This window comes from Pseudomonas moorei (genome assembly GCF_008801475.1).
GTDB lineage: Bacteria > Pseudomonadota > Gammaproteobacteria > Pseudomonadales > Pseudomonadaceae > Aquipseudomonas > Aquipseudomonas moorei.
Map to the genome: position 1 here is coordinate 337,727 of NZ_VZPP01000005.1, position 26,221 is coordinate 363,947.

Annotated in this window: 22 protein-coding genes and 1 riboswitch; of the genes, 16 read left to right on the forward strand and 6 right to left on the reverse strand. The window is 59.4% G+C overall.

Annotated features, from left to right (window positions below):
- Positions 1–18 precede the first annotated feature (18 nt).
- The 9 genes from F7R06_RS11755 to F7R06_RS11795 all read left to right on the forward strand — a co-directional run bounded on the left by F7R06_RS11755 (position 19) and on the right by F7R06_RS11795 (position 10,312).
- Positions 19–1,470: a lipopolysaccharide kinase InaA family protein gene (locus F7R06_RS11755; RefSeq protein ID WP_090328393.1), complete on the forward strand. Its 1,452-nt coding sequence runs from the start codon at positions 19–21 to the stop codon at positions 1,468–1,470.
- 169 nt (positions 1,471–1,639) lie between these two features.
- Complete coding sequence (locus F7R06_RS11760) at positions 1,640–1,975, forward strand: YceK/YidQ family lipoprotein (RefSeq protein ID WP_090328826.1); 336 nt, start codon at positions 1,640–1,642, stop codon at positions 1,973–1,975.
- Between the two features lie 157 nt (positions 1,976–2,132).
- A complete protein-coding gene (locus F7R06_RS11765) occupies positions 2,133–3,890 on the forward strand; it encodes a carbamoyltransferase family protein (protein ID WP_090328396.1) in 1,758 nt (585 codons plus the stop codon).
- A complete protein-coding gene (locus tag F7R06_RS11770; protein WP_090328400.1) occupies positions 3,874–5,004 on the forward strand; it encodes a glycosyltransferase in 1,131 nt (376 codons plus the stop codon). Before F7R06_RS11765 ends, F7R06_RS11770 begins: the two co-directional genes overlap by 17 nt.
- A complete protein-coding gene (locus F7R06_RS11775; RefSeq protein WP_090328402.1) occupies positions 5,004–5,900 on the forward strand; it encodes an antimicrobial resistance protein Mig-14 in 897 nt (298 codons plus the stop codon). The genes F7R06_RS11770 and F7R06_RS11775 overlap by 1 nt, the downstream gene beginning before the upstream one ends.
- A gap of 8 nt (positions 5,901–5,908) precedes the next feature.
- Positions 5,909–7,342 (forward strand): PIG-L deacetylase family protein, encoded by a 1,434-nt coding sequence (locus tag F7R06_RS11780; RefSeq protein ID WP_090328828.1) that lies wholly within the window; start codon positions 5,909–5,911, stop codon positions 7,340–7,342.
- 53 nt (positions 7,343–7,395) lie between these two features.
- Positions 7,396–8,280, forward strand: a complete 885-nt coding sequence (locus tag F7R06_RS11785) for a DUF6625 family protein (RefSeq protein WP_090328404.1) — start codon at positions 7,396–7,398, stop codon at positions 8,278–8,280.
- On the forward strand, positions 8,277–9,431 hold the full coding sequence (locus F7R06_RS11790; RefSeq protein ID WP_090328407.1) for a glycosyltransferase family 4 protein: 1,155 nt from the start codon (positions 8,277–8,279) through the stop codon (positions 9,429–9,431). The genes F7R06_RS11785 and F7R06_RS11790 overlap by 4 nt, the downstream gene beginning before the upstream one ends.
- Positions 9,428–10,312, forward strand: a complete 885-nt coding sequence (locus F7R06_RS11795) for a glycosyltransferase (protein WP_090328409.1) — start codon at positions 9,428–9,430, stop codon at positions 10,310–10,312. Before F7R06_RS11790 ends, F7R06_RS11795 begins: the two co-directional genes overlap by 4 nt.
- Positions 10,313–10,484: 172 nt before the next feature.
- Here F7R06_RS11795 and F7R06_RS11800 read toward each other — a convergent pair whose 3' ends face one another.
- A complete protein-coding gene (locus tag F7R06_RS11800; RefSeq protein WP_090328412.1) occupies positions 10,485–12,350 on the reverse strand; it encodes a bifunctional O-antigen ligase/aminoglycoside phosphotransferase family protein in 1,866 nt (621 codons plus the stop codon).
- A gap of 155 nt (positions 12,351–12,505) precedes the next feature.
- Between F7R06_RS11800 and msbA the strand changes: the two genes are divergently transcribed.
- The 5 genes from msbA to F7R06_RS11825 all read left to right on the forward strand — a co-directional run bounded on the left by msbA (position 12,506) and on the right by F7R06_RS11825 (position 18,687).
- Positions 12,506–14,308, forward strand: coding sequence for a lipid A export permease/ATP-binding protein MsbA (gene msbA, locus F7R06_RS11805; protein ID WP_090328414.1), 1,803 nt, complete (start codon positions 12,506–12,508; stop codon positions 14,306–14,308).
- Between the two features lie 286 nt (positions 14,309–14,594).
- Positions 14,595–16,016: a bifunctional D-glycero-beta-D-manno-heptose-7-phosphate kinase/D-glycero-beta-D-manno-heptose 1-phosphate adenylyltransferase HldE gene (gene hldE, locus F7R06_RS11810; RefSeq protein WP_090328418.1), complete on the forward strand. Its 1,422-nt coding sequence runs from the start codon at positions 14,595–14,597 to the stop codon at positions 16,014–16,016.
- Positions 16,017–16,145: 129 nt separating this feature from the next.
- The gene (locus tag F7R06_RS11815) at positions 16,146–17,120 is read left to right on the forward strand and encodes a glycosyltransferase (RefSeq protein WP_090328420.1); all 975 of its coding nucleotides are present in this window, start codon (positions 16,146–16,148) and stop codon (positions 17,118–17,120) included.
- Between the two features lie 3 nt (positions 17,121–17,123).
- Positions 17,124–17,828, forward strand: a complete 705-nt coding sequence (locus F7R06_RS11820; RefSeq protein ID WP_174552513.1) for a hypothetical protein — start codon at positions 17,124–17,126, stop codon at positions 17,826–17,828.
- A gap of 58 nt (positions 17,829–17,886) precedes the next feature.
- Positions 17,887–18,687: a hypothetical protein gene (locus F7R06_RS11825; protein WP_090328426.1), complete on the forward strand. Its 801-nt coding sequence runs from the start codon at positions 17,887–17,889 to the stop codon at positions 18,685–18,687.
- A 4-nt stretch (positions 18,688–18,691) separates the two neighbouring features.
- Here F7R06_RS11825 and F7R06_RS11830 read toward each other — a convergent pair whose 3' ends face one another.
- The 4 genes from F7R06_RS11830 to F7R06_RS11845 all read right to left on the reverse strand — a co-directional run bounded on the left by F7R06_RS11830 (position 18,692) and on the right by F7R06_RS11845 (position 22,119).
- Positions 18,692–19,657 carry a metal ABC transporter ATPase gene (locus F7R06_RS11830; protein ID WP_090328429.1) on the reverse strand — a complete coding sequence of 322 codons (966 nt, stop codon included), beginning with the start codon at positions 19,655–19,657 and terminating at the stop codon, positions 18,692–18,694.
- A 32-nt stretch (positions 19,658–19,689) separates the two neighbouring features.
- Positions 19,690–20,502, reverse strand: a complete 813-nt coding sequence (locus F7R06_RS11835) for an aldo/keto reductase (RefSeq protein WP_090328433.1) — start codon at positions 20,500–20,502, stop codon at positions 19,690–19,692.
- The gene (locus F7R06_RS11840) at positions 20,499–21,674 is read right to left on the reverse strand and encodes an NAD(P)/FAD-dependent oxidoreductase (RefSeq protein ID WP_090328435.1); all 1,176 of its coding nucleotides are present in this window, start codon (positions 21,672–21,674) and stop codon (positions 20,499–20,501) included. Before F7R06_RS11840 ends, F7R06_RS11835 begins: the two co-directional genes overlap by 4 nt.
- A 112-nt stretch (positions 21,675–21,786) precedes the next feature.
- Positions 21,787–22,119, reverse strand: a complete 333-nt coding sequence (locus F7R06_RS11845; protein ID WP_007902582.1) for a DMT family transporter — start codon at positions 22,117–22,119, stop codon at positions 21,787–21,789.
- A 102-nt stretch (positions 22,120–22,221) separates the two neighbouring features.
- Here F7R06_RS11845 and F7R06_RS11850 point away from each other — a divergent pair, with 102 nt between their 5' ends.
- Both F7R06_RS11850 and waaA read left to right on the forward strand, forming a co-directional pair.
- On the forward strand, positions 22,222–23,142 hold the full coding sequence (locus F7R06_RS11850) for a LysR family transcriptional regulator (protein WP_090328438.1): 921 nt from the start codon (positions 22,222–22,224) through the stop codon (positions 23,140–23,142).
- A complete protein-coding gene (waaA, locus tag F7R06_RS11855; protein ID WP_090328441.1) occupies positions 23,135–24,415 on the forward strand; it encodes a lipid IV(A) 3-deoxy-D-manno-octulosonic acid transferase in 1,281 nt (426 codons plus the stop codon). Before F7R06_RS11850 ends, waaA begins: the two co-directional genes overlap by 8 nt.
- A gap of 59 nt (positions 24,416–24,474) precedes the next feature.
- Here the strand turns inward: waaA and F7R06_RS11860 are convergent, their stop codons facing one another.
- Positions 24,475–25,911, reverse strand: coding sequence for a TolC family outer membrane protein (locus F7R06_RS11860; RefSeq protein ID WP_090328443.1), 1,437 nt, complete (start codon positions 25,909–25,911; stop codon positions 24,475–24,477).
- Between the two features lie 195 nt (positions 25,912–26,106).
- Positions 26,107–26,212: riboswitch (TPP riboswitch) on the forward strand.
- Positions 26,213–26,221 lie beyond the last annotated feature (9 nt).

Consider the following 26,221-nt stretch of genomic DNA (forward strand, 5'->3'; position numbering starts at 1 on the left):
CCAGAAGGAGAAGTGTTGATGCGATTGTCCGAGCTGAAAAACGCCGGTCGCAGCCCGAGCCTGCCGCTGAGCATTCCGCTGGCCGATGCTGCCGGGCCTGCGCAGCTGCAGTTGTTGAGCCTGTTGCGGGTGTTGCCGGGGCAGCGTTATGTCGGTGCGGGCATCTGGCGCGGTCGCCCGGTGTTGGCCAAATTGCTGGTTGGTAGCAAGGCCGCCCGGCATTTTCAGCGGGAGCTGGAAGGCGTTCGTCTTCTCGCCGCGCAAGGCCTGACCACGCCATTGTTGTTGGCCGATGGCCTCAAGGAAGGTGAGGGTGGTTGGTTGCTGTTTGATTTTCTCGAGAACGCCGAAAGCCTCGATGAGGCCTGGAAACGGGTCGAACACCTGCCCGTGCTGGCCGATGAACAAGCAGCTGTTCTGGCTGAAGCGCTGGGTGCGATCGGTCAAATGCACCGCAAGGGCCTGTGGCAGGAAGACCTGCATCTGGACAACCTGCTGCGCCAGGGCAATCGCCTTTATTTGATCGATGGCGCCGGGATCTGTAGCGAAACGCCAGGCCAGCCGCTGTCACGGCAGAAAGTGCTGGAAAACCTCGGGGTGTTTTTTGCCCAGTTGCCCAAGTCGCTGGAGCCATTCACCGAAGAGTTGCTGGTGTACTACCTGCTGAGCAACGGTGAGCATGCCTTGCCCATGGAAGCCTTGCAGAAGCAGATCGACAAGGTCCGCAGTTGGCGCCTGAAGGACTTCCTGAACAAGGTCGGTCGTGAGTGCACGCTGTTCAGCGTGCAGCGCGGCGCGTTCGGTTTGCGGGCGATTCGCCGCGAGGAAGAGGCTGCGATGTTGCCGGTTCTGGCGCAGGCCGATGCGTTGCTCGATCAGGGCCGCTTGTACAAGACCGGCGGCGCGGCGAGCGTTGGCAAGGTCGAGGTGGGCGGTCGTGCGCTGGTCATCAAGCGTTACAATATCAAGGGTTTCGCTCATTGGCTCAAACGCTTCTGGCGTCCGAGCCGTGCCTGGCATTCCTGGCGCGAAGGCAATCGCCTGGCGTTCCTCGGCATCGCCACGCCCAAACCGCTGGCGTTGCTGGAGAAGCGTTTTCTCTGGTTGCGCGGTCGCGCCTACCTGGTCACCGAGCACTTGCCGGGGCCGGACATCATCGAGCGCTTTGCGCCTTACGTCGAACGCGGCAATGCACCCGAAGCGGAGTTGGCGGCGCTGGATCACCTGTTTGCCGAATTGATCCGATTGCGCATCAGTCACGGCGATTTCAAGGGGCACAACCTGTTCTGGCAGCAGGATCGCTGGGCGCTGATCGATCTGGATTCGATGTGTCAGCACGGCTCGCTCGGCAGCTTCGCCCCGGCCTATGTACGGGACCGGGCGCGGTTCATGCGTAACTGGCCTGAAAACAGCGCGCTTTATCAGGTCATCGATCAGCGCCTGCCCAAGGATGCTTCCAGCGCTGCCTGAAACGGACTGTCGGTCCTGTCGCGAGTCAGCTCGCGATCGGGCCGGATCAGTTGCCCGAGATCTGGGGGACAGGTTTTTATGAACGGTCCTACACGATCTTGAGAAGCCATGAACTGTGGCCTGAATAACCTCGATGCTAATTTGCCTGACGTTTTTCGGAGGGCAGACTTTGACGATAAAAATGGCGGTTGCATCGAGTGCCATCTCACTGACCCTGGCCGGTTGCGGAACCGCCTCGACCGTGCTGCAGGGCGACGAGGATGCGGCTCGGGGACTTCGAAGGCAAAAAACCTATTGTCAGTCCATTCCCCGGGTCTATAGCGGCCTGGCCTACGATTTCTGCGTAATGAATGCGCCGCCCGATCCTACCGGAGTGCTCGTGCCGCTGGTATTGCTGGACCTCGCCCTGTCCGGCGCACTGGATACCGTTGCCTTGCCATACACGATTGTCCGGCAGGGCATGGATGGCAACATCCGCATTTACTGGCGCCCGGCGCGTGGCTGAGTGCGCGGTGCGTCTTTACGAGGCTGATAACCGTAGGGTCATTCCCGGCATGTTTAAGCTATAATCCCGCCCTTTAGCTGTCTCTCGCCGCTTGCGAGGGCACATTAATTTTTGAGGCGCGTTGCGCCTGCATGCAGACTAAAGAGGCTAGACCCCTGTGGCATTGACGATTCTTGGCCTGTCCGGCGCCCTTAGCCATGATCCTTCCGCAGCCTTGTACATCGACGGCAAGCTGGTCGCGGCGGCTGAAGAAGAGCGCTTTGTGCGCGATAAACATGCAAAGAACCGCATGCCTTACGAATCGGCGAAGTTCTGCCTGGAACAGGCCGGCATCAAGCCTTCCGACGTTGATGTGGTAGCAATTCCGTTCGCACCGATCAGCCTGTTCGGCAAGGCGCGCTGGCATTACGCCAAGCGTTACTGGTACGCCCCGGACCGCGCCCTCGACGCGATCCTGATGGGTAACCGTCGCTACAAGCGCTATCGCAACAAGATTGTCTGGTGCCTGGAGCAACTGGGCTTCGACCCGAAGAAAATCAAGATCGAGCCGGTCGAACACCACTTGGCCCACGCCTCCAGCGCTTACCATTGCTCCGGTTTCAAGGAGAAGACCGCGATCCTCGGGATCGATGGCAAGGGCGAATACGCCACGACCTTCTTCGGTTACGGTGAAAACGGCAAGATCCACAAGATCAAGGAATTCTTCGACCCTGACTCCCTCGGCGGCCTGTATGGCGCGATCACCGAGTTCCTCGGTTTCGAGATGCTTGACGGTGAGTTCAAGGTCATGGGCATGGCGCCGTATGGCGATGCCAGCAAGTATGATTTCTCGCGCCTGGCCTCGTTCGAAAACGGCGAGCTGGTGATCAACACCGACTACGCCAACGTCATCGGCCTGCGTCGCTATAAAGAGAAGGGCAAGGGTTTCTACTTCTCGCCGAAATTGATCGAGTGGCTGGGGCCAAAGCGCGAAGGCGACATTGCCGACGAGCCTTACATCCACTACGCCGCGAGCATGCAGGCGCTGTTCGAAAAAATCGCGCTGCAGATGATCGACTACTACCTGGGCGACGTCCTCAAGCAGACCGGCAAGCTTGCCTTCGCTGGCGGCTGCGCGCTGAACGTCAAGCTGAACCAGAAGATCATCGCCCGCGACGACATCAAGGAGCTGTTCGTGCAGCCTGCGTCCGGCGATGCCGGCACCGCGGTTGGCGCCGCAGCCTATGTGTCCCACGCACGTGGCGTTCCGGTCGAGAAGATGGAGCACGTCTACCTCGGCCCGTCGTACAGCAATGAAGATGTGATCGCCGCGTGCGCCCGTCACGAGAACAAGCCGAAATGGCGCAAGCTCGAAAACATGCCGGAGCAGATCGCCAAAATCATGGTCGATGGCAACCCGGTGGCCTGGTTCCAGGGCCGCATGGAGTTCGGTCCGCGTGCCTTGGGCGGTCGTTCGATCATCGGTTGCCCGAGCGTGGCCGGTGTGGCGGATCGCATCAACCATCAGATCAAGTTCCGCGAGCGCTGGAGGCCTTTCTGCCCGTCGATGCTCGACACCGTGGCACCTCAAATGATCAAGATCGATCACCCTGCGCCGTTCATGACCTTCACCTTCGAAGTGGCTGAAGAGTGGAAAACCCGCGTGCCTGAAGTCGTCCATGAGGACGGTACTTCCCGTGCCCAGGTGCTCAAGCGCGAATACAACCCGCGCTATTACGACATGATGAAGGCGCTGGAAGTCCTGACGGGTAACGGTGTGTCGCTGAACACTTCGCTCAACCGTCGCGGCGAACCGATGATCTGCTCGCCGACGGATGCCTTGAACATGTTCTTCGGTTCCGATCTACAGTACTTGATCATGGAAGACATTCTAGTGGTCAAAGAGGGCGCCAACGCTTATGACACGCTCGGCTGAACGCCATGTGCTGCAGTTCTGTCACGGCTATGACGGCCCGTTTCTGGACTGCGCCCGGCAGTACGCCAGCCTGTTCGCGGGGACCGGTTATCGTGTGACCACGGTGTTTCTGACCGGGGTTGCCGACGCCGAAGTCGCCACGGCTTGCGCATCCGATGAAGTGTTGTTCATGGAATACAGCTCCAGGGCCATTCGTGGCCTGAAGCTGGGCGCCATCGGCGATCTGCGCAAGATCGCCGCCTCGCGCAACTTCAGTTTCTGCATTGCCCATCGCTTCAAGCCGATTTATATCGCCTTGCTTGGCACTTCTTTGCCAGTGATTGGCGTGCATCACGCGTTTGGCGATTACAAGCGCGGCAGCCGTAAACTCTTCGCACGCATTTTCAGCAAGCGCCTGAGCCTGCTCGGGGTATCCGATGCGGTCCGCGATGACATGCGTGAGTGCTTGCCCAAGTGGCCTGCGGCGCGGATTCAGACGCTCTACAACCGCATTGACGTGCCGGCCTTGCAGGCCAGCCAGCTGTCGGCCCGTGAGGCGCGGGAAACCCTGGGCCTGTCGGTCGATGCCTGGATTGTCGGCAACGTCGGACGGCTGCACCCGGACAAGGATCAAGCCACATTGCTGGAAGGTTTTGCCATGGCGTTGCCGGGTTTGCCGGCCAACAGTCAGCTGGTGATCCTCGGCAAAGGTCGTCTTGAGGAAGACCTCAAGGCCCAGGCGCGCGAGCTGGGCATTGGCGACCGTGTCCTGTTTCTCGGCCAGGTACCCGAGGCGCGGCGTTATTTTCGCGCCTTCGATGTGTTTGCCCTGAGCTCCGATCGCGAGCCCTTCGGCATGGTGCTGCTCGAAGCCATGGCCGCCGGCGTGCCGTTGCTCGCCACGGCGTTTGCCGGGGCGAAGGAAGTGGTCGAGGACGTGGGTATTCTGTTCCCGGTGGGCGATGCCCAACACCTGGCCCAAGGGCTGCGACATCTGGCGGCAATGGACGAACAGCAACGTCACCAGTGCGCCGAGCTGATGCTCGATCGCCTGCATGAACGCTTCTCCGACCGTGCGGTACGCGAGGCTTTCTGGCATTTGCCACACGTTATCGAACTGGCACCGAGGGGCTGATGCTCAACCGATTTCAAGGCTGGCGCGAACGTGGCTGGTCGGTAGCTGATGCTTCGACCTATGCCCAGGCCTGGCAGCGTTATGGCGGCAGCGTCGCCACTCATCCAATGGTGGTCGAACGGCTGGCGCAGTTGGCTGATATACCGGTTCGCTACCTGGCCTGGGAGCAAAACGGCGACGTCAAAGCGGCGATTCCGACCTGGGGGCGTGACATCGCCCTGTCCAAGGATGTGCTCAAAAGCAAGGGCAAAAAGGGTCTGTTCGATCTCGGCAATGCCGAGATCATTCTGCCGGCCGCCGATGATGCCCAGGTCCCCTTGCGTCATCGCGCTCGTTATTTGTCGGCACTGAACGAGAGCCGTTTTAGCGGAATCAAGTTGCAGGCCGAACAACTGGCCATGGCCCGTACCCCTGAAGAGTTGTCGAAGAAATTTCGCTACAACCAGCGTCGTGAACTCCGGTTGCTGGAAGAGGCGGGCGGGGTCGTGCGAGCGGTTTCCGAGTTTTCCAGTGGTGAGCTGGCGGCGATCTACTGCGACCTGTTCCAGCGCCGCTGGGGCTTTGCGGCGACCGGCGCGGAACGTATGGCCGAGGTCATCGAGTTGTTGCGTGAGCTGTTGATCGGTTCGGTGATTTTCCTCAACGATGCACCGATCGCGATTCAGTTGGTGTATCGCGTCGAGACGCCGCAGTGGATCAGCGTCGAGTACATCAATGGTGGCGTTGACCCTGAAACCCGCGAATTCAGCCCCGGCAGCGTACTGAGTTTCCTCAATACCCAGAGTGCCTGGGAGCATGCCCGCGCGCTGGACAAACCCTTGCGTTTCTCCTTCGGCCGCGCCGACCGGGAATACAAGGAGCGCTGGTGCAACCCAGTGCCGGTCTTCACCGTATGAGTCAACCCATGAGCCGCAAACAGCAACTGCTCAAGCGCCATCGGCGCAATAAACGTATCGGTCTGCTCATTGCCCTGGCGCTGTTGATCTCCAGCGGCGTCATGCTGACCTGGTGGTTGCCGCCGGTGCTCGCGGTGTTGGGCTGGATTGCCCACGAGGCCTGGTTTGCCGACCATCTGTTCTATTCGCCCAAAGATGATTACCAATACAACTTCCCGCCTTACACCCCGCAGCCCAAGGTTCATTTGACCGGGGAGCGCTTACGGCTGGATGACGGTGTCATGCTGGTCGACGACGCGACGCTGGTGTTGGCGCTTCGGGTCAAGAGCACGTGGCTGGGGCGCTTTATCGATCCGGTGGTCGAGTTGTCGGGCGGCGATCACCCTGACCGGCAAACGTTCGAACGCGGGGTCAACGGCCTGCGCTATCTCAACTTGAGTGGGCAGGCGCAAGCATTGTCGCGAGGTGAATTGCGTCTGCGTGGGCGTTTCTGCCGGCTGCTCGGCGAACCCGTGCTATGGGCCTTCGAACATCCGGATTATCGCCGCCAACGGGTGATGGTGATTGCGCCCCATGCCGATGATGCCGAGCTGGCCGCCTACGGTTTGTACAGCCAAGCCGACGAGACCTGGATCGTCACGCTCACCGCCGGTGAAATAGAAGCCGAGCACTATCAGCAGATCGGTCTGAACAAGGTCGAGGCGGCGCGACTGAAAGGTCGGTTGCGGGCCTGGGACAGTATCGCCGTACCTCGTTGGGCCGGCGTGCCCGAAGCCCATTGCGTGCAACTGGGTTACTTCTGTCTGCAACTGGCGACCATGCAAGCTTCACCGGCTCAACCGGTGGGTTCACGGGACGCGGATATTGACGACACCCGATTGTTCCGCCATCTGAACCCCTTTGCCCTGCCTGGCGATGTGGACGGTTCGCCGACCTGGAACAATCTGCTGGCCGACCTGCGCGAACTGCTGCTGCGGGCGCGCCCTGAAGTCCTCGTCCTGCCGCACCCGACCCTCGATCCACACCCGGACCACATCTGCGCCCGGGAAGCTGTACTCGAAACGCTGCGAGGGCTGGAGTGGCAGCCGACCACTGTGCTCGGTTACGCCAACCACCTGCACGACAACGATCGTTGGCCAATGGGTGATGCCGGTCACGGCATCGCACTGCCACCTTTTTTCGATTCGTCGGTGCCAATGCAGCCTTACTGTTTGCCGATGTCACTGGAGCGGCAGCGTGACAAAGCCATGGCATTGGGGATGATGCATGATTTGCAGCCGCCGATGCCGTTAAAGCGACGCGTACGGCGGTTGATACAGTGGCTCCTGGCCAGTAGAGTTCCGCCCCTCTATGGCGAGAATGAGTTCTTTCGCAAGGCGGTCAGACGCCAAGAATTATTCTGGTTACTGCAGCATGTTGAAGCATCCGTGAAGCAGAATTGACGTAGCACGCGGCCTGACATGGCGGCATTTCAAGCATTGACAGGTGAGTTTTTGTGATTAACCCATGCCCGCGTATTTTGTTCCTGATGCCTTATTTCGGGCGTTGGCCATCCTGGATGCCGTTTTTTCTGGAGAGCTGCCGTCGTAATCCCGACATCGACTGGTTGTTTTTCAGCGACTGCGGGATTCCTGAAAATTTACCGCCTAACGTCACCGTCGAGAACATGATGTTGAGCGACTATTGCGGGATCGTGTCTGAGCGCCTGGGCATCGACTTTGCGCCAAAACAGGCTTACAAGCTGTGCGACATCCGGCCGGCGTTTGGGCTTATTCATGCTGACCGCCTGCAGGGCTATGATTTCTGGGGTTATGGCGATATTGATCTGGTATACGGCGATCTGCGCAGTTACTTCACTGCGGATCGGCTTGCCTCCTACGATCTGTTTTCCACCCACGAGCGGCGTGTCGCCGGCCATCTTTGCCTGATCAGGAACACCGCCCTCAAGCGTGAGTTGTTCAGGCAGATCAAGGACTGGAAAGCGCGGTTCGAAGATCAGAAGCATCATGCGCTGGACGAGGGAGCATTCAGTCGCATCTTCCTCTGGCGCAAAAATTTCCCCAAGCCGTTGTTCAACCTGGTGGGCAAGTTCAACCCGTTGCGCCGACGCAGCGAATTCACCGAGGCATTCAGTACGCCCGGTGGTTGCATCAAGTGGCACGACGGCACGGAAAACTTTCCGCGCAAATGGTATTGGCGCGATGGCTGTGTGAGTAATGATCGCGATGGCGATCGCCGGTTTCCGTATTTCCACTTTGTCTGCTGGAAGCGCAACGAATGGTCATCGTTGCCTGAACCCGATCCGGCCGAGGTCAAGCGCCTCGCCGCTGAATCCGCCTGGGTTATCGATGCGACTGGTTTTCACCGGGGAGAGTTATGAGCCAACGGTCAAAGGTTCTGCAATTGCAGCCGGACTACAACGTCAAGGCTCATGATTTTGCTGACCTCGCAGAGCAGATCGTCAAGGCTCTGCCGAGCGATCGCTATGAAGTGACAGCGGCGTTTTTGAGGGGCAAGCCCGGGCCGGGTGAGGCGGTGAGCCGTGCCGACCGGTCAGTGTATTTCGAGTTTTCCGACAAGGCGCTCAAAGGCATGCGCCTGCGGGCCATGTGGCGGCTGTATCAGTTCTGCCGCAAAGAAAAATTCGACGTGGTGATCTGCAACCGTTTCAAGCCCGTGAACATGATGCTGGCACTCAATCGTTGGTTGAAGGTGCCATTGTGCATTGGCATCTCCCACGGATTTGGCGAGTACGACCGTTTCTATCGACGCCGCCAGACCCAGCGGCTGATTGATCGGCACTGGCGCTTTGTCGGCGTGTCACCGGCGGTCAAGCAGTATCTGCTCGACTGTGACTGCGGCTTCACTGACCAGAACACCTACGCCATTACCAATGCCATCGACATCAAGCAGGCAGAAGGCTTGCAGCACAGCCGTGAGCGCGCGCGCGAACTGTTGAGTATCGATCCATCGGTGCGATTGATTGGTGCGCTGGGGCGGTTGGTGCCCGTCAAGGGGCACACGTATCTTCTGCAAGCGTTTGCTGCCCTCAAGGACAAGTACCCGACCACTCAGTTGGCGATCATTGGTGCCGGGCGCGAACAGGCGCGCCTGGCCGCCGAGATCGAGCGCCTGGGCTTGAGCGGTCGCGCGCATTTGCTCGGGTTCAAGGAAAACGCCTTACAGTACGTTCGCGCGTTTGACATCTGGACCATGCCGTCCCTGGCAGAGGGCCTGGGTCTGGCGCTGCTCGAAGGCATGAGCGGGCATCTGCCGGTGATTGCTTCGAACGTGCCGGCCATGCTGCCGTTGATCCAGGGTGCAGGCGGCCTGGCCATTACGCCGGCCGATGTGCCAACCCTGGTCGCGGCGCTGGATAATTACCTCGGACTGTCGGACGAAGCGCTCAAGGCCAAGGGTGAACAAGCTTATCGTTATCTCCAGGAACAACATGACATCGAGGTGTTCCGCCAGGAGTACCTGAATCTGATCGACTCTGGTTTGAGCCAGGCCCGGAAGGATCAGCCATGAGCGACGCTCAACCTCTCGTAACGGTCATCATTGCCTCGTATAACCACGGTCGCTATATCGAGGACAGCATCCTCAGCGTCCTCAATCAGAGCTACAAGAACATTGAGCTGTTGGTGGTCGATGATGGCTCTACCGATGACAGTGTCGAGCGTATCCAGGCTCTGCACGCACAATACGGGTTCGATTTCCGGGTCCAGAAAAATCAGGGGCTGACCAATACCTTGAATGGCGCGATTGCCCGCTCACGGGGCAGCCTGATCGTGCCGTTCGGTTCCGATGACATCATGTTGCCCGAGCGCATCGCGATTCAGGTCGAGTACATGGAAGGCAAGCCTGAAGTCGGGATTTGCGCCGGCAATATCGAGTTGATCGACGGTGACGGCAACCTCTACCCGGAGAAGCGTCAGCGTCGTGATGTGCCGTTCCGCCGTCTGGACTTCGATGACATGTTCCTGGAGCGCAAGCCCTATCCCCCGGCGCCGACCCTGATGATTCGTCGCGAAGCGCTGGACAAGGTCGGCGGATTTGATCCGAACATTCGCCTGGAGGACTTGTTGATCGAGCTGAAGGTGACCCATGCGGGTTACTTCATCGATGGTTTGAGCGTGGTGATGGCGCGCTATCGCAAGCACGCCACCAACTCCTACAAGAATAACCGTTTCATGATCGACAACATCCTGCGTACCTACGCGCTCTTTAGCGATCATCCGTTGTACGACGAAGTGCGCTATAAATTCCTGAGTTCCATGTTCCTGAAAACCGCCAGCCGTGATCGCAAGCTGGCCCGTGAGCTGCTGGCCCAGATTCCGTTCAGGGCCTGGAACAAGAAAACCTGGCGTGGTCTGGGCCGCTTGTATTTCTCACCGCTGGAAAAAGACTGAGCCTCGGGTTGGGCTCGATCACTTTGAAGCGATGGCATTCAGGTATTGATTGAGGGGTGGATGAACCCACCCCGATGTCAGATATCCGCGCAAGCCATCAGTGCTGGAACGGCGGCTGTTGCCCGCATGTTCCATGCGGCGCGCAGCACAGGTGTCGCGCTCGTGATTTCATTTATTGTTGAGCCCGGACCGGGGAGTTTCCGGTCAGCACTTGTTTGTGCAGATTATCTGCGTCGGCTTGTGATGCCGTCGCAGCGTATCCCTTGAGCAGGTCTTCGAAATGCTCTTCGAACAACCAGCGCCGATCGACGGTGTAACGCTGCATATGGCGCAAATTGCGCTGACGCAGGGACGAGCTCAATGAGGAAGGGTAGATGCGCATATCGGCCAGATCGATCAGGCCGAATTCACCGTCATCCATGACCAGCACATTGCCCAGGTGAAGAGAACGGAAATAGACACCTTGCTCGTGCAGTTGCGCCATGAATTTGCCAAAACGTTCCACCAGTGCCTGGCGTACTGCCGGGGCGGTGATACCTTGCAAGACCTGGCGCAGCGTGTGCCCGGGCAAGGGGGTGTAGTGCACGGCGGTGCTGCCGTCTTCGAGCCGGTAAAGATCGAGGATTGGCGGTGTTGGAATGCCCATGGTGCGCAGTTGCACACTGTTGATGGCAAATCGTTGGGAATACGGGTTGAAACTGCCCGAGGTATACCAGCGGCGGCGCCGGAACAGTTTGAGGAAGCTACCGTCGATCAGGCGCAGGACCTTTGGACCCAAACCATCTTCTTCGATGACTTGCGCATTGGCGGTGAGCTTTTGCAGGGCGTCCGCTGTCAACGTGTTGATCGGCATGGCCAACAAGCGTCTGGCCCGCTGGTTGATGCTCAAGGCGGCAATCAGGGCCAGGGGAATCCACAACAGGAACCAGTGCTCTTTTGGCCGGGAAATAATCCCTCCGCCTTCGGTCAGGCCTGCACCTATGCCGAATACCAGCCAGGTTGAAGCGATGATGAATAGCGGTTGCAGCCGGTAGCGCCAGCTGCACAGCAGGCCTTGAGCCTGGAAGAACAGCCAGGGTAACAAGCCGATAATGCCGACGTAGTAAAGCACGCCCAGGGCAAAGCTATGGGGCTCCGATAGGTTGTATCCGATGCCGGGGTCGAGGCTCAGGTCGGCGTTGAAGCCATGACCGATCCACGGGTGATCGGCAATTTTTTGCAGGGACAATTGCCAGATTTCGAAGCGGTAGGAGTCGCCCCGTGCATTGATTATTTGCGAAAACATCACGACAACGGCGGCACCGGTGACGAAGAGCGCGCCAAGCAAGGCAACGGAGCGCCGATTCCAGCAGATGAAACTCAGCCAGAGCGCAGCCAGTGTCACCGCGACCAGAGGGGTCCTGGAGCCGGTCGCCATCACTGCGGCGAACATGACCGCCATTGCCGGGATGCTCAGCCACAGGATCTGATGACGCTTGCAAGTCATGCTCAAACTGAGCCAGTAGGTGCAGAAAAAGCCGAATATATGAGAGCTGAGCAGTGGGTTGTCGAAGGCGCCCCCGCCAATCAGGCGCATGCCTGGTTCATAGGTGCGGGCAAACATGTAAAGGTTGTAGACCGATGCGATCAACGCCACCATTGCTGCGCAGAACAGCAAAGGACGGATAATTTCGCTGCGAAAACGCACCAGCAGGTAGCACCCGGCGAACAGCATCAATGTGTGCAAGGGTGGTTTGAACTCACCGCCGATATTTTCTTCGCTCGGGCCCCAGCACAGGCTGAGCAGCGCCCAGGCCACGAATAGCAGTGCCGCGATGAAGATCGGCTCATTCAGCAGTTCTTTACCCGCCCGCGGGCGCAAGCACAGAGCTATCAGCGTTGGAATGCTGAACAGGCCATAAAAAAGTTTGTGGAGCACATTGCGCCCTGGGAGAAAAAACAGCGCGCAAAGCAGCAGTAAAAAACCGAGCGGCAGGATCCACAGGCAAATGAAATCGAAGACACGATTGGACGTTTTGTTCAGGCCGTTTAATTGCATGCTGAGTGATTCATTCCTGAGTTGAACGACCATTTTAAGGCTGAGGGGGCTGGGTAAGGGTTTCGGGGCGTCACAATACCAGTCTTTACGCGATTGCCAGAACCCTGAAGAAGCTGTGCTAAAGTCAGCGTCCTTTTTATCGACATTCGCGTGATATGACCGACTCCAGTCTCTCCGCAAGCCCATCGAGCTTGAAAATCTACTTCCGACTGCTCGGCTATGTCAGGCCGTACATCAGTCTTTTCCTGATCAGCATTGTTGGATTTCTGATTTTCGCTTCGACGCAGCCAATGCTGGGCTACATCCTCAAGTACTTCGTCGATGGCCTGTCCAACCCGGAAGCTGCGCTGTTCCCGACCGTGCCTTACCTGCGTGACCTGCAGCTGCTGCAGGCGGTGCCGTTGCTGATCATCCTGATCGCGGCGTGGCAGGGTTTGGGGTCTTATCTGGGCAACTACTTCCTGGCCAAGGTTTCCCTCGGGCTGGTCCATGACCTGCGAGTGCAGTTGTTCAACAACCTGCTGGTGCTGCCTAACCGGTACTTCGACAAGCATAACTCGGGTCATCTGATTTCACGTATCACCTTCAACGTAACCATGGTCACGGGGGCGGCTACAGATGCGATCAAGGTCGTAATCCGTGAGGGCATGACGGTCATCTTCCTGTTTGCCTCTTTGCTGTTCATGAACTGGCGCTTGACCCTGGTCATGGTCGCCATCCTGCCGCTGATCGCGGTGATGGTGCGTACGGCGAGCAAGAAATTCCGTAAACAGAGCAAGAAGATCCAGTTGGCCATGGGCGATGTGACGCACGTGGCCTCGGAAACCATCCAGGGCTATCGCGTTGTTCGCAGTTTCGGTGGCGAGGTTTACGAGCAAAAGCGTTTCTTCGAAGCCAGCCAGGGCAACACCGACAAGCAGCTGCGCATGACCCGAACCGGCGCCATCTATACGCCATTGCTGCAACTGGTGATCTACACCGCCATGGCGTCGCTGATGTTCCTGGTGCTGTTACTGCGTGGCGATGCGTCCGCCGGTGACATGGTTGCCTATATCACGCTGGCTGGCCTTCTGCCCAAACCCATCCGTCAATTGTCCGAAGTCAGTTCGACCATCCAGAAGGGTGTGGCAGGTGCCGAGAGCATCTTCGAACAACTGGATGTCGAGCCCGAAGTCGACACCGGCACCATTGAGCGTGATGTTGTCAGCGGTCGTCTGGACGTGCGTAACCTCAGCTTCACCTACCCGGACACCGAGCGTCAGGTGCTCGATGACATCAGTTTCTCGGTAGAGCCGGGACAAATGGTGGCGCTGGTAGGACGTTCCGGCAGTGGCAAGTCGACGCTGGCCAACCTGATCCCGCGTTTCTATCACCACGACAAGGGTCAAATCCTCATCGACGGCGTTGAGGTGGAAGAATACAAACTGCTGAACTTGCGCAAGCACATCGCCCAGGTGACACAGCATGTGACGCTGTTCAGCGACACCGTGGCCAACAACATTGCCTATGGCGATTTGGCCGGCGCGCCTCGTGAAGATATCGAGAAAGCCGCGAGAGACGCCTACGCGATGGATTTCATCCAGCAGTTGCCCGAGGGGCTTGATACCCAGGTTGGCGAAAACGGCGTATTGCTGTCCGGTGGCCAGCGGCAGCGTCTGGCGATTGCGCGGGCACTGTTGAAGAATGCACCTTTGCTGATTCTCGATGAGGCTACGTCGGCACTTGATACCGAGTCCGAGCGCCATATTCAGGCCGCGCTGGATCAAGTGATGAAAGGCCGTACCACGCTGGTGATCGCTCACCGGTTGTCGACCATCGAGAAGGCTGACCTGATCCTGGTCATGGATCAGGGGAAAATCGTCGAGCGTGGCACCCATGCGCAACTGCTGGCGCAAAATGGCTACTACTCGCGCCTGAATGCCCTGGGCCTCGATGCCCCGGCGCAAGACATCGCTTGATACCGGCAAGAGGGTGAGCAAGGCTCACCCTCTTGCACATCGGGCGCGCAATGCACCCGGTACCATGTATCCAAAGCTTTACGTTACTTGACCAAGCCGGAATAAATCTCGACAACGCATTTGTTAAGGTTCCTGAACGATGGACGCCTGCAAGCGCCCATTAAAGATTTTGCTCAAAAAATGAGCAAAGGAACCTGCTACATGATCCGGTTGCAGCCGCCGCACAAGCCCATGCCCACCCTGTGTTAATATCGCCCCCCTGTTCATTTTGTATGTGGGTTGCTCCATGAAGTTGTCCATGCCGCGATTCGATCAAGCCCCTGTCTTGGTGGTCGGCGATGTCATGCTCGACCGTTACTGGCATGGTGGTACCTCACGGATTTCCCCTGAGGCACCCGTACCGGTCGTCAAGGTCGAGCACATCGAGGACCGCCCGGGCGGTGCCGCCAACGTTGCGTTGAACATTGCCGCCCTCGGCGCGCCGGCCTCGCTGGTTGGCGTGACGGGCGACGATGAAGCCGCCGACAGCCTGGTCAATAGCCTCAAGGGAGCAGGCGTGCGCGCGCTGTTCCAGCGCATCGCGCACCAGCCGACCATCGTCAAGCTGCGGGTCATGAGCCGTCACCAGCAATTGTTGCGTATCGACTTCGAAGAACCGTTTGCCACCGACGCCATGGCGCTGGCGGTGCAAGTCGACGAATTGCTCGAAGGCATCAAGGTGCTGGTGCTGTCCGACTACGGCAAAGGCGCGCTGAAGAACCATCAGGTGCTGATCCAGGCGGCCCGTGCCCGCGGCATTCCGGTGCTGGCGGATCCCAAGGGCAAGGATTTCTCGATCTACCGCGGGGCGAGTCTGATCACGCCAAACCTCAGCGAGTTCGAAACCATCGTCGGCGGCTGCGCCGATGAGCACGAGTTGGTGAGCAAGGGCGGGAAGTTGATGCACGATCTCGAACTCGGCGCCTTGCTGGTGACCCGTGGCGAACACGGCATGACCCTGCTGCGTCCGGATCATCCGGCGTTGCACTTGCCGGCCCGGGCCCGTGAAGTGTTCGACGTGACCGGTGCCGGCGATACGGTAATTTCCACCCTGGCCGCGGCGATTGCCGCTGGCGAAGAGCTTCCGCATGCGGTCGGCCTGGCCAACCTGGCGGCGGGTATCGTGGTCGGAAAACTCGGTACGGCAGCCATCAGTGCCCCGGAACTGCGTCGCGCCATCCAGCGTGAGGAGGGCTCGGAGCGAGGTGTGCTCGGCCTCGAGCAACTGCTGCTGGCGGTCGACGATGCCCGTGCTCACAACGAAAAGATCGTGTTTACCAATGGCTGCTTCGACATCCTGCATGCCGGCCATGTGACCTACCTGGAACAGGCGCGGGCGCAGGGCGATCGCCTGATCGTGGCAGTCAACGACGATGCGTCGGTCAGCCGCCTGAAAGGGCCGGGCCGTCCGATCAACAGTGTCGACCGGCGCATGGCTGTGCTGGCCGGGTTGGGGGCAGTGGACTGGGTGATCAGCTTCCCTGAAGGCACGCCGGAAAACCTGCTGCGCGAGGTCAAGCCGGATGTACTGGTAAAGGGCGGGGACTATGGGATCGACCAGGTGGTCGGTGCGGACATCGTGACTGCTTACGGCGGCGCCGTGAAAGTGCTTGGGCTTGTGGAAAACAGCTCCACTACCGCGATTGTCGAAAAAATCCGCAGTCGTTGATGAAATGAATGCCTATCGTTATGTTCTGCGTGTAAGCGGATTTTGCCTTGGGGAGCTGAATGTTTCCGTTGATGTGGCAGGTTTGAACCGAATGCGCTTGCCTGCCTACATCGTGTGGTCAAAAAACCTATGAAAGTAATGCTTCTGGTGATGGGCGAGCAGCGAGTCATTCTCGACCGGCTCTACGACATCGTGCAGCAAAACTGTGATGAATGTTTCATCTACCGGTTGAGCAAGCAGCAACAGATGAACCTGGGGGCGTTTCTGGCCTCGGTCAATTACCAGACATTCGATCGCGTGGTGATCTTTTCCCGGGTCAAGCGCCTGGCTCCGCAACTGCGGGTGCTCAAGTGCATTTCCGGGTTGGTCTTTCTTGAGCATGACGCCTACCAGAATTACATGCCCGAAAGTAAATACCGTGGCGTGTATTCGCGTCTCTACAGCCGTCTCCCGAGTTGTCGGGCGCTGGTGTCCGGTGCTGTGGTCGCTCGCAAGATGCTGGCTGAGGGCATCGATACGGTGTTTGTCTCCAAGGGGTACGACGAGCAGATGCTGCGCAACACTGGAGCCGTGCGGGACATTCCCATCGGTTTTCTCGGCAGCCTGAAAAGTACTGAATACTCGCGGCGCAAAGCGCTGCTTGAGTCGCTTTCGCAGCGCACCGGCATGTTGGTGGCGCGCACGAAATCGGGTTCGGAATATCTGGAAACGCTCAATCGCATCAAGATCTTCGTCAGTGCCGATATCGGCATGAACGAGTTCATGATCAAGAACTTTGAAGCCATGGCCTGCGGTTGCGTGCTGTTGGCATGGAGCCAGGGCGAAGAAGACCAGTTGCTCGGCTTCGAAGATATGCACAACACCGTGTTTTATCGTAGCGAAGACGAGGCGGTGGAAAAGATCAAAATGCTGCAGGATGACCCGCAACTGGCGGAGCGTATCGCACGCAATGGTCAGGAATTTGCGCAAAGCCGCTATTCCTTTGCCCGCGTTGGCCAGGCACTCGCCACTGAAATCCAGCGCGAGATGCGCCCTTGGCAGCCGCCTTCGGCGTTCACACGGTTCTGGGTAAGGCTGCGTTACGGAATGAAGGTACCAGTCTGAATGATGGAGCATGAGTCGCCGCAAACCATCGAACAAATGGCACTGGATGCGCTGCCTGGCGGTGACCAGTCGGTTCTGGGCGCGTTGCCTGAGGGGTTCCGGGAGTGCCTTGGCCGCGCGGCTCGGGTCGTACTGATTGCCAACAACCCGGCCATCAGCGCGGCGGATTTTCAGGCACTGAACATTGGCGTCGATGACGTTGTCGTCAGCTTCAATACCTGCATCAAGGCGTCGCTGCTCAATGAGCAGAGCGTGAATGTCTTCGTACATGGCTACAACGCGCCGGATGCCTATTTTTTCGGTCTGCCCTGCGCAGCGGACGTGCAACGACTGTTCGAGCAGACGAACGAGCGCTGTTTCAGCATGCTGGTTGGGTGTGCTGCACCGATGTGTCCGTTGCCACGGGTGGCCATGTACCGGGATCGCATTCCACTGCCGCCGCTTTGGAATTACCCGGTCGACCGGCCGGGTGGCAAGCGTTACGTCGGGCCCTCCACCGGTTTCAACGCGCTGGTGCTGTTCGACTGGTTGCGCTGCCACGCCGGTTATACCTATCAGCTCATGACCCTGGGTTTTTCCAACGAAGCAGGAAATCTTTGGGGGGGGCACGCCTGGGATTATGAGCGCGACTGGTTGCAGAAGTCAGACGTCATTGTGGTGCCTCTGCAACCCCGTCGCTGGTGGCAGGCGCTGTTCCGGCGAAGATGAGTGACACCGCCATTCCGATTGCAAACGGGCCACAAATACTTTCAAAAGGTGCTGTTGAGTGTTGAAAATTGCAGTGGCTTTTTTCGGGATCCCGAGAAATTCGCAGATTTGCTTCCCTTCCATCGAGCAGTGCGTGCTGAAGCAGTTGCCTGCTGGCAGCGACATAAAGTGCTTTTATCACTTATACAAAATCGATGAAGTACAGAACGCGCGGTCCGGCGAGAAAGGCGAGCTGGCAGCGGACAACTACCAGCCGTTCGAGCCGATGACCGGAGAGCTTACTTCCACTGAAGGCGTGCTGGAGCGCTGGAATTTCGAGCAGGTCAAGGCAATGGGCGATACCTGGGCCGATGATTATGCGTCGCTGCGCAATCTGATCTATCAGCTTCACTCACTGCACGCCGTCACCACGATGATCGAATCCTTCAATCCGGATTTCGTTGTGTTCGTGCGACCGGACAATTTCTTCCACACCGAGCTGCCTGGCTATGTGTTCAATCATCCGCAGGCCCGGCGGCACAATGCCTACATTCCGGACTGGCAGTGGTGGGGTGGGGTGAACGACCGCTTCGCCATTTGCGGACGCGACACTTATGTCGCGTACGGCAAGCGGATCGAGCGCATCTTCGATTTCTGCAAGGCAACGGGAAGGAAGTTGCATTCCGAGCGCTTGCTCAAATTTGCACTGCAACAGGCCGGCGCCAAGGTTTGCACACTGAAGACCCAGGCTTCTCGCGTTCGAATCACCGGCGTATTCGCCGAAGAATCGTTCTCTCCCAAGCGCGGCATGGGCAAGCGCGAAAACCGTTACTTCCATGTCTTCGCCACCTTGCGCACGTGGATGGATCGCAGGCGTTAGTCCGCTATTTGCTCACGCGCTCCTTTCCCAGTCCGACCAGCCGCAGCGCCTTGAGACTTAATTGCTTGAGACCTGGGCGAGGGGGCTTCGCCGGTTGTAATCCCTGTTGCACTAACCAGTCCTTCCAGCGAATCCGCTCTTCACGTACGACCCAGCCCTCCTGGGTCGCAAAGCTTTCAGCGAGGTAAAGTCCCCGGGTGCTGGCCGGCAGGAGTTTGTCACGCTTGAGGGTGTACAGTTCGGCAAGTGGTGCACCATCCTTGAGCGGCATCAAGTACAGGTCGGGGCGTTTACGGTCGAGCCGCGCAATCAGATGATTACCTTCCAGGCGTTCATCGACGTGGAACAGGCTCAGGGATTTTGCTTCCTTGGGTACGTCCAGTCGCAGGTCGTAGATCAATTGCAGCGACGCAGTCGGCAAATGCACATAGGCTCGCGGACGTTCCAGCAATTGCAGATTGGCGCAACGCACCGGTCGCGCCGAGCCGGACAAAGGCGTCAGGCGAAATGGCAGGGCCTCGCGATAATGCAGTGCCGAGGAGTAGGGCGCCGGCAGCCAGGTATCATTGAAGCGCCCGCCTAGCCAGCCTTCCGGGGTCTCCAGCAAACACTCTTCGGCGATCTCTTGAATGGCCGTGTGGAGCGGGATATTCAGTTCATGGGCGGGTACGTACCCGGAAATCAACTTGAGTACCACATCACCGCGATCTTGCCGACGCTGGCGTACCAGAACCCAATAATCGCGATTCTGCCAATGCAGGGTAAGGCGCACTGACACTCCAAGGTTCGCCAGCTCCAGCGAAAAGCGCTCGGCCTCCGCCACGCTGACCGGTTTGCGACGTTGCAAGGTCTGCGCGAAGTTCAGAGGCATGCCGACACTCTGGTAGGTCAGGCCTTCGGGAGTCGCTTCGACGAATAACGGCAGGGTCTTGAAGTTGCTCGGGTTCTTTCTTATGAGCGTACGCGGCATGTCGGCTCCTGCTTAAGGCCGCGTGGGCGGCATCAGTTGCTACGTAGGACCTGGGCAACGGTCGCGACGTTGTGGGCGAGGTGCAGCGGATTGATGGTCCCGACAATAGCACTGGCAACACCCGGATGTTCAAACAGCAATTCGAAACTGGCGCGCACCGGGTCCACGCCCGGGCTCAGGCATACGTGACCGCTTGCGAGGGCTTTTTTGACCAGAATGGCTTTGCCGTGAGCAGCAGCATAGTCAATGACGGCTTTTTCGCTTTGCTCGTTCAGATTGTAGGTGACCATCGCGCAATCACCTTGCTCCAGGGCCTTCAAGCCGCCGTCGACGGTTTTGCCGGAAAAGCCGAACCCGCGAATCTTGCCCTCGGCCTTGAGAGCGGCGAGGGTTGCATAGACTTCGCAGTCGTTGAGGATTGCCAGGTCATGGCCGTCGGAGTGCACCAGCACCAGGTCGATAAAATCGGTTTCCAGACGCTGCAGGCTACGTTCTACCGAGAACCGGGTGTGCGCGGCGCTGAAGTCGTGGCGCGACAGGCCGTCGGCAAATTCTTCGCCCACCTTGCTGACAATCACCCAATCCTGACGCTGGCCGCGCAGCAAAGGGCCGAGACGCTCCTCGCTGCGGCCATAAGCCGGAGCGGTGTCGATCAGGTTGATGCCCAGGTCCCGGGTCAGCTTGAGCAGCATGCGCGCTTCGTCGTCGTCAGGAATCTGGAAGCCGTTGGGGTATTTCACCCCTTGATCGCGGCCCAGTTTCACCGTACCCAGGCCCAGCGGCGACACCAGCAGGCCGGTGCTGCCCAGGGGGCGATGCAGGTCATGCAGGGTGGGTTGGCTCATGGCAGCAGTTGCTCCCACGCCGGAACGCCTATTGGCGGCTTTGGCAATTCAGGTAGTGGCGCCACCGGGCCCGGTTGAATGCCATCGCGGGCAAGGCTTGCCAGTACCCGGTCGGCAAAGTCCGGCGCCAGCGCCAGCTTGGTAGGCCAGCCCACCAGCAGCCGGCCCTCTTCGGCGAGAAACGCGTTGTCAGGGCGGGTCAGTCCCGATTGCAGCGGTTCGGCGCGATCCACGCGCAAGGTTGCCCATTGCACGGTGCTCAGGTCGATCCATGGCAGCAACTGGCCGAGTTCTTTCTGCGCGGTGGCGATCTGCTCCGCAGGCTCACGGTTGACGCCCTCGGTTTCGGCGATATCACCGCCCAGATACCAGACCCATTGGCCATCGGCGGCCGGGTGTGTGGTGACGGTAATGCGCGGCTTGGTGCCACCGCCCAGGCAGTGGGCGTACAGCGGTTTGAGGCTCGGACCCTTGGCGATGATCATGTGCAAGGGCCGCCGCTGCATGGCAGGCTGGCTCAGGCCCAGCACTTCGAGCAGGGCTGCGGTCCCGGCGCCGGCGCTCAGGACAATGCGTTGGGCGCGGATCTCGCGCTCGTCCACCTTCAGGCCAACCAACACACCCGCTTCAAGCAGCGGCTCGATCTTCTGGCCGGCGAGCAAGCCATCGCCCGCCAGATCAGCCAGGCGCTGGATCAAGCTCGGCACATCGATCACCAGTTCCGCCAGGCGATAGACTTTGCCCTTGAAGCGCTTGTCCTGAAGGGCGGGTGGCAGTTGGTCGCCCCTGACCTGATCGACACGACCGCGCACGGCTTTGCTGGCGAAGAAGCTGGTGAGGTTGCCGGCGATCGTGCCCGGAGACCACAGGTAGTGCGCTTCGGACAGCAGGCGCACGCCGGACAAGTCCAGTTCGCCGTCGCCGGCCAGAGCCTCACGCCAGCGGCGCGGCATGTCGGCGATGGCTTCCGAAGCACCGGTCAGCGCGCCATGCAGTGCGTACTTGGCGCCGCCGTGGATGATGCCCTGGGACTTCACGCTTTGCCCGCCACCGAGACTGGCGCTTTCCACCAGTACGGTCGAAAAACCCTGGCGGCGCAGGCGCGCATTCAGCCAGAGGCCGGCGACACCGGCGCCGACAATCAGAACGTCGGTGGAAATAACGGATGGCATGCGGCGACCTCAGTGTTCAAGACGAGGGCGCAGTATACAGGCTCAAAGATTGGAGGGGCTGATGCACCTGTGTGGGAGCTTGCTCGCTCCCACTGTGGATTGTGCGCGGATTTTAATGCCCGGCAGTCTTGGAGAAGAGCTGGATGACAACAACGCCCAATACGATCAATGCCATCCCCAGCATCGCCGGCACATCCAGCTTCTGCCCATAGATAAACAGCGCCGCCACGCTGACCATCACGATCCCCATGCCGGCCCAGACCGCGTACGCGACACCCACCGGCACGCTACGGACCACCAGGGTCAGCATCCAGAAGGCAATTCCGTAACCGACGATCACCAGCAACAGTGGCAATGGGGTGCTGATGCCTTTGACCGCTTTCATCGAAACGGTGGCAATCACTTCGGCGCAGATGGCAATGGCCAGGTAGTAGTAAGCGGTCATGGGTCGATCCTCGTATGAAGTGTTGCTTTGTGAGGTGGCATTCTAGAGATTCGTCAGATGCGGTAAAGTCATTACCTATCTGCTGTGGAGATGGGTTGAAGCATGAGCATGCAATGGAATCTGGAGCAGCTGCGTTTGTTCGTGAGCGTAGCGGAGCAACGTTCGTTTTCTGCCGTGGCCCGGGATCAGCGCAAGGCGCAGTCGGCGGTCAGCAGTTCGATCGCGTTGCTGGAGGAAGACCTGGGCGTCAGCCTGTTCGACCGCAGCAGTGGCCGACAGCCCAAACTCACCGAAGCCGGCAATGCCTTGCTGGAAGAAGCGCGGGAAGTGTTGCGTCAGTGTGAGCGCCTCAATGGCCGGGCACTGGCGATGATGCGTGGGCAGGAGGCGCGTCTGCGGCTGGCTCAGGATGAGGCCATGCCTTATCAGCCGGTCATCGAAAGCTTCGAAGCGCTGGCTGAGCGCTTTCCCAGTCTGGAAGTGCAATTGACCAGTGCGGCCCAGGGCGAGGTGGCGCGCAAATTGGTGGAGCGTCGCGCCGATCTGGGCTTGTTGTTCTTTCACGACCAGATCCCCGAAGCGCTGGAACGCCGAGTGCTCGGTAGCGTGGAAATGGTCACCGTATGCGGCGTCGACCATCCGCTGGCGAAGCAGGCCCAGGTTGATTGCCAGGCGCTGGCACAGCATCGCCAATTGCTGATGTCGACTCAGTCCAGCGTCTACCCCGGCAGTGAGCCGGCCAGCCCGCAAGTCTGGCGGGCCGACAGTTTTTACGTGATGGCTGAATGGCTGGTGCGTGGCCTCGGCTGGGCCTGGTTGCCGCGCCACGTGGTGCAGTACCCGACCTATCAGGGGCAAATGGTCGAGTTGAGCAGCGAGTGGACCCCGCCGGCGCTGGTGGTGGAACTGGTCTGGCGCCGCGATGAACCCCTCGGACCGGCGGCGCGCTGGCTGGCGGAACGTTTTGCCGTGCACTTGCAGGCGATCGGCGAAAAACCCGATAAACTCCGCCGCCATGAATAGAACTCTGTATACCGCGCTGTTTTATCTGGGGCTGCCAGTGGTAGCGATTCGGCTATGGCTGCGTGCGCGCAAGGCGCCAGCCTATGCCAAACGCATCGGTGAGCGATTCTCCTATGGGATGCCGACGATGCAGCCGGGTGGCCTCTGGGTGCATTCGGTGTCTGTGGGCGAGAGCATTGCCGCCGCGCCGATGATTCGCGCGCTGCTGCAGCGTTATCCACAACTGCCGATGACCGTCACCTGCATGACCCCTACCGGCTCGGAGCGCATCCAGGCGATGTTTGCCAATGAGCCGCGCATCCAGCACTGCTATTTGCCCTATGACTTGCCGTGCGCCGCCCGGCGCTTCCTTGATCGGGTCCAGCCAAGACTGGCGGTGATCATGGAGACAGAACTGTGGCCCAACCATATCCATGAATGCGCCAAACGCGGTATTCCCGTGGCGTTGGCCAATGCACGCCTGTCTGAGCGCTCGGCGAAAGGCTATGGCCGCTTTGCCAGACTGACCGGCCCGATGCTTGCCGAAATGAGCCTGTTCGCGGTGCAGACCGAAGCCGAGGCCCAGCGTTTCCGCGATCTGGGGGCTAGGGCGCAGACCGTTGAAGTCACCGGCTCAATCAAGTTCGACCTGACCATCGACCCGCAACTGTTACAGCGCGCTGCCGAACTGCGCGCTCAATGGCAGGCGCAGGAGCGCCCGGTGTGGATCGCGGCGAGTACCCACGAGGGTGAAGACGAGGTGGTGCTGGCGGCCCATCGTCAGTTGCTCGCGAGCCATCCCGACGCTTTGCTGATTCTGGTGCCGCGCCATCCCGAGCGTTTCAACGCGGTGTTCGAGTTGTGCCGACAGCAGGGATTTGCCACGGTCCGCCGCTCCACGGGCGAGCCGATCACCGCCGCGACGTCGGTGTTGCTGGGCGACACCATGGGCGAGTTGCTGTTTCTCTATGCCTTGGCCGACAGTGCCTTTGTCGGTGGCAGCCTGGTGCCCAGTGGCGGGCACAACCTGCTGGAACCGGCGGCGCTGGCCAAGCCAGTGTTGAGTGGTCCGCACCTGTTCAACTTCCTCGACATCGCCGCGCAGTTACGCAGTGCCGGGGCGTTGCAGGAAGTGGAGGATGCCGAAGGCTTGGCGCTGGCGGTGCAGCGTCTGTTCGAATTGCCCAGGGATGCGCAGCGGATGGCGGAGGCGGGGTTGAAGGTGATGCGCACCAATCAGGGCGCATTGCAGCGGTTGCTGGATGGGTTGGGGCGGTTGATCGAGCGATCCTGAGACTGCCAATGATCCAGTGTGGCGAGGGAACAAGCTCCCTCTCCACAGTTCAACCAATCTTACTGACCCGGTCTTGCCTTCAACTGCTCAGCCGCAGCCTTGGCCAGATCCGGCGGCAAGAAGTCCTTGTCCGGGTTGTAGTCAGGCTTGAGCCAGCGTGCCAGATCCTGCAAATCCCCCGGGTTCAATGTGCCGGCCTGTTGCTTGAGGCGCAGGTTGTCGAGGATGTAGTCGTAGCGGGTGTTGTTGTAGTCGCGCACTGAAGTGTAGAGCGAGCGCTGCGCATCCAGCACGTCAACGATGTTGCGCGTCCCCACCTGATAACCGATTTCGGTCGCTTCCACTGCACTCTGGTTGGAGATGATCGACTGCTTGCGCGCCTGCACCTGTTCGACGTCGGTATTCACCGCGCGGTGCAGGTCTCGGGTATTTTCGACGATTTGCCGGCGCAGGGATTCGCGTTGCTGCTCGGTCTGATCCAGTTGCGCATAAGACTGGCGCACCTGGGAGTTGATCAGGCCACCACTGTAGATCGGAATGTTCAGCTGCAGGCCCACTGAAGTTTGCTCGACGTTGCCACCGTAGGGTTGGGGGAAGCCGTTCGGGTTGCTGAAGCCCAGGGCATCGTTATCGCCTTTTTCATATTTCGCCACGGCGTCGAGGGTGGGTGCGTGGCCGGCCTTTCGCTGCTTGAGGGTTTGCTCGGCAGCACTGACGGCGTAGTTGCTGGCCAACAGATTGAGGTTCTGCCTGGCGGCCGTTTCGACCCAGGCCTTGGCATCGTTCGGCGTTGGCGGCAGGATCGGCAGGTTGTGGCTGATGCCCTGGATCGAGTTGTACTGACGGTTGGTCAGGGTGATCAGTGCTTCGAACGCATCATCCACCTGGCGCTGCGCAACGATTCGGTTGGCGCGCGCCGTGTCGTAGCTGGCTTGTGAATTGAGCACGTCTGTCTTGTCCGAGAGGCCGACATCGAAGCGCTCATTGGACTGATCGAGCTGGCGTTTGAACGCGGCTTCCTCGGCCTTGGTCGAGGCCAGGTTGTCCTGGCTGCGCAATACATTGAAATAGCTGTTGGCGGTTTGCAGGATCAGGTTTTGCTCGGTCGCCGAGAGTTGCAGCGCGGCCTGTTCATTGACGTCCTTGGCGGCCTGGAACTGGAACCAGCGATCGGCACGGAACAACGGCTGTGCCAGGGTGGCCTGGTACGAATGAGCATCGCGGTTGACGGTACTCGACGGCTGATCGAGCGAGGTGCGCACGCTGGACACTTGCGCGCCACCCGAGAGATTGGGCAGCAGTCCGGCGCGGGCCTGGGGCACGACTTCCTTCTGGGCTCCGTATTGGGCGACGGCGGCGGCGAGGTCGGCGTTGTTGTTCACCGCTTCCTGGTAGACGCTGACCAGATCGGTTTTGTTGGATAAGGGCGCTTCTGCCCAGGCCATTCCATTGGACGCACAAGACACGGCCAGGGCCAGTGAGAGTTTGCGCAGCATAGGCGTTCCCTAGAATTAATATTACACAAGTAATTTGAGCGCCAAGGCTAAGGCGCGACACGTGCAGCGTCAATGCGCGCGACGGCGTAGCGAGTGTAGTTGCGCATCAGGGCGCCAACAATCCTGCAATTGCGCCATTCATCATGGTTATTGCCTCAGTGTTGGCGTTCTTTGCCAGTTGTGTCTAGACTGATTGGGTTCTTGTCGGGGTGCCTTGCTATGAGGCTGAGATCGAATAATTTCGGATCCCGTTGAACCTGATCAGGTTAGCGCCTGCGTAGGGAACAAGATTTCTCGTCACCCGGCGAGT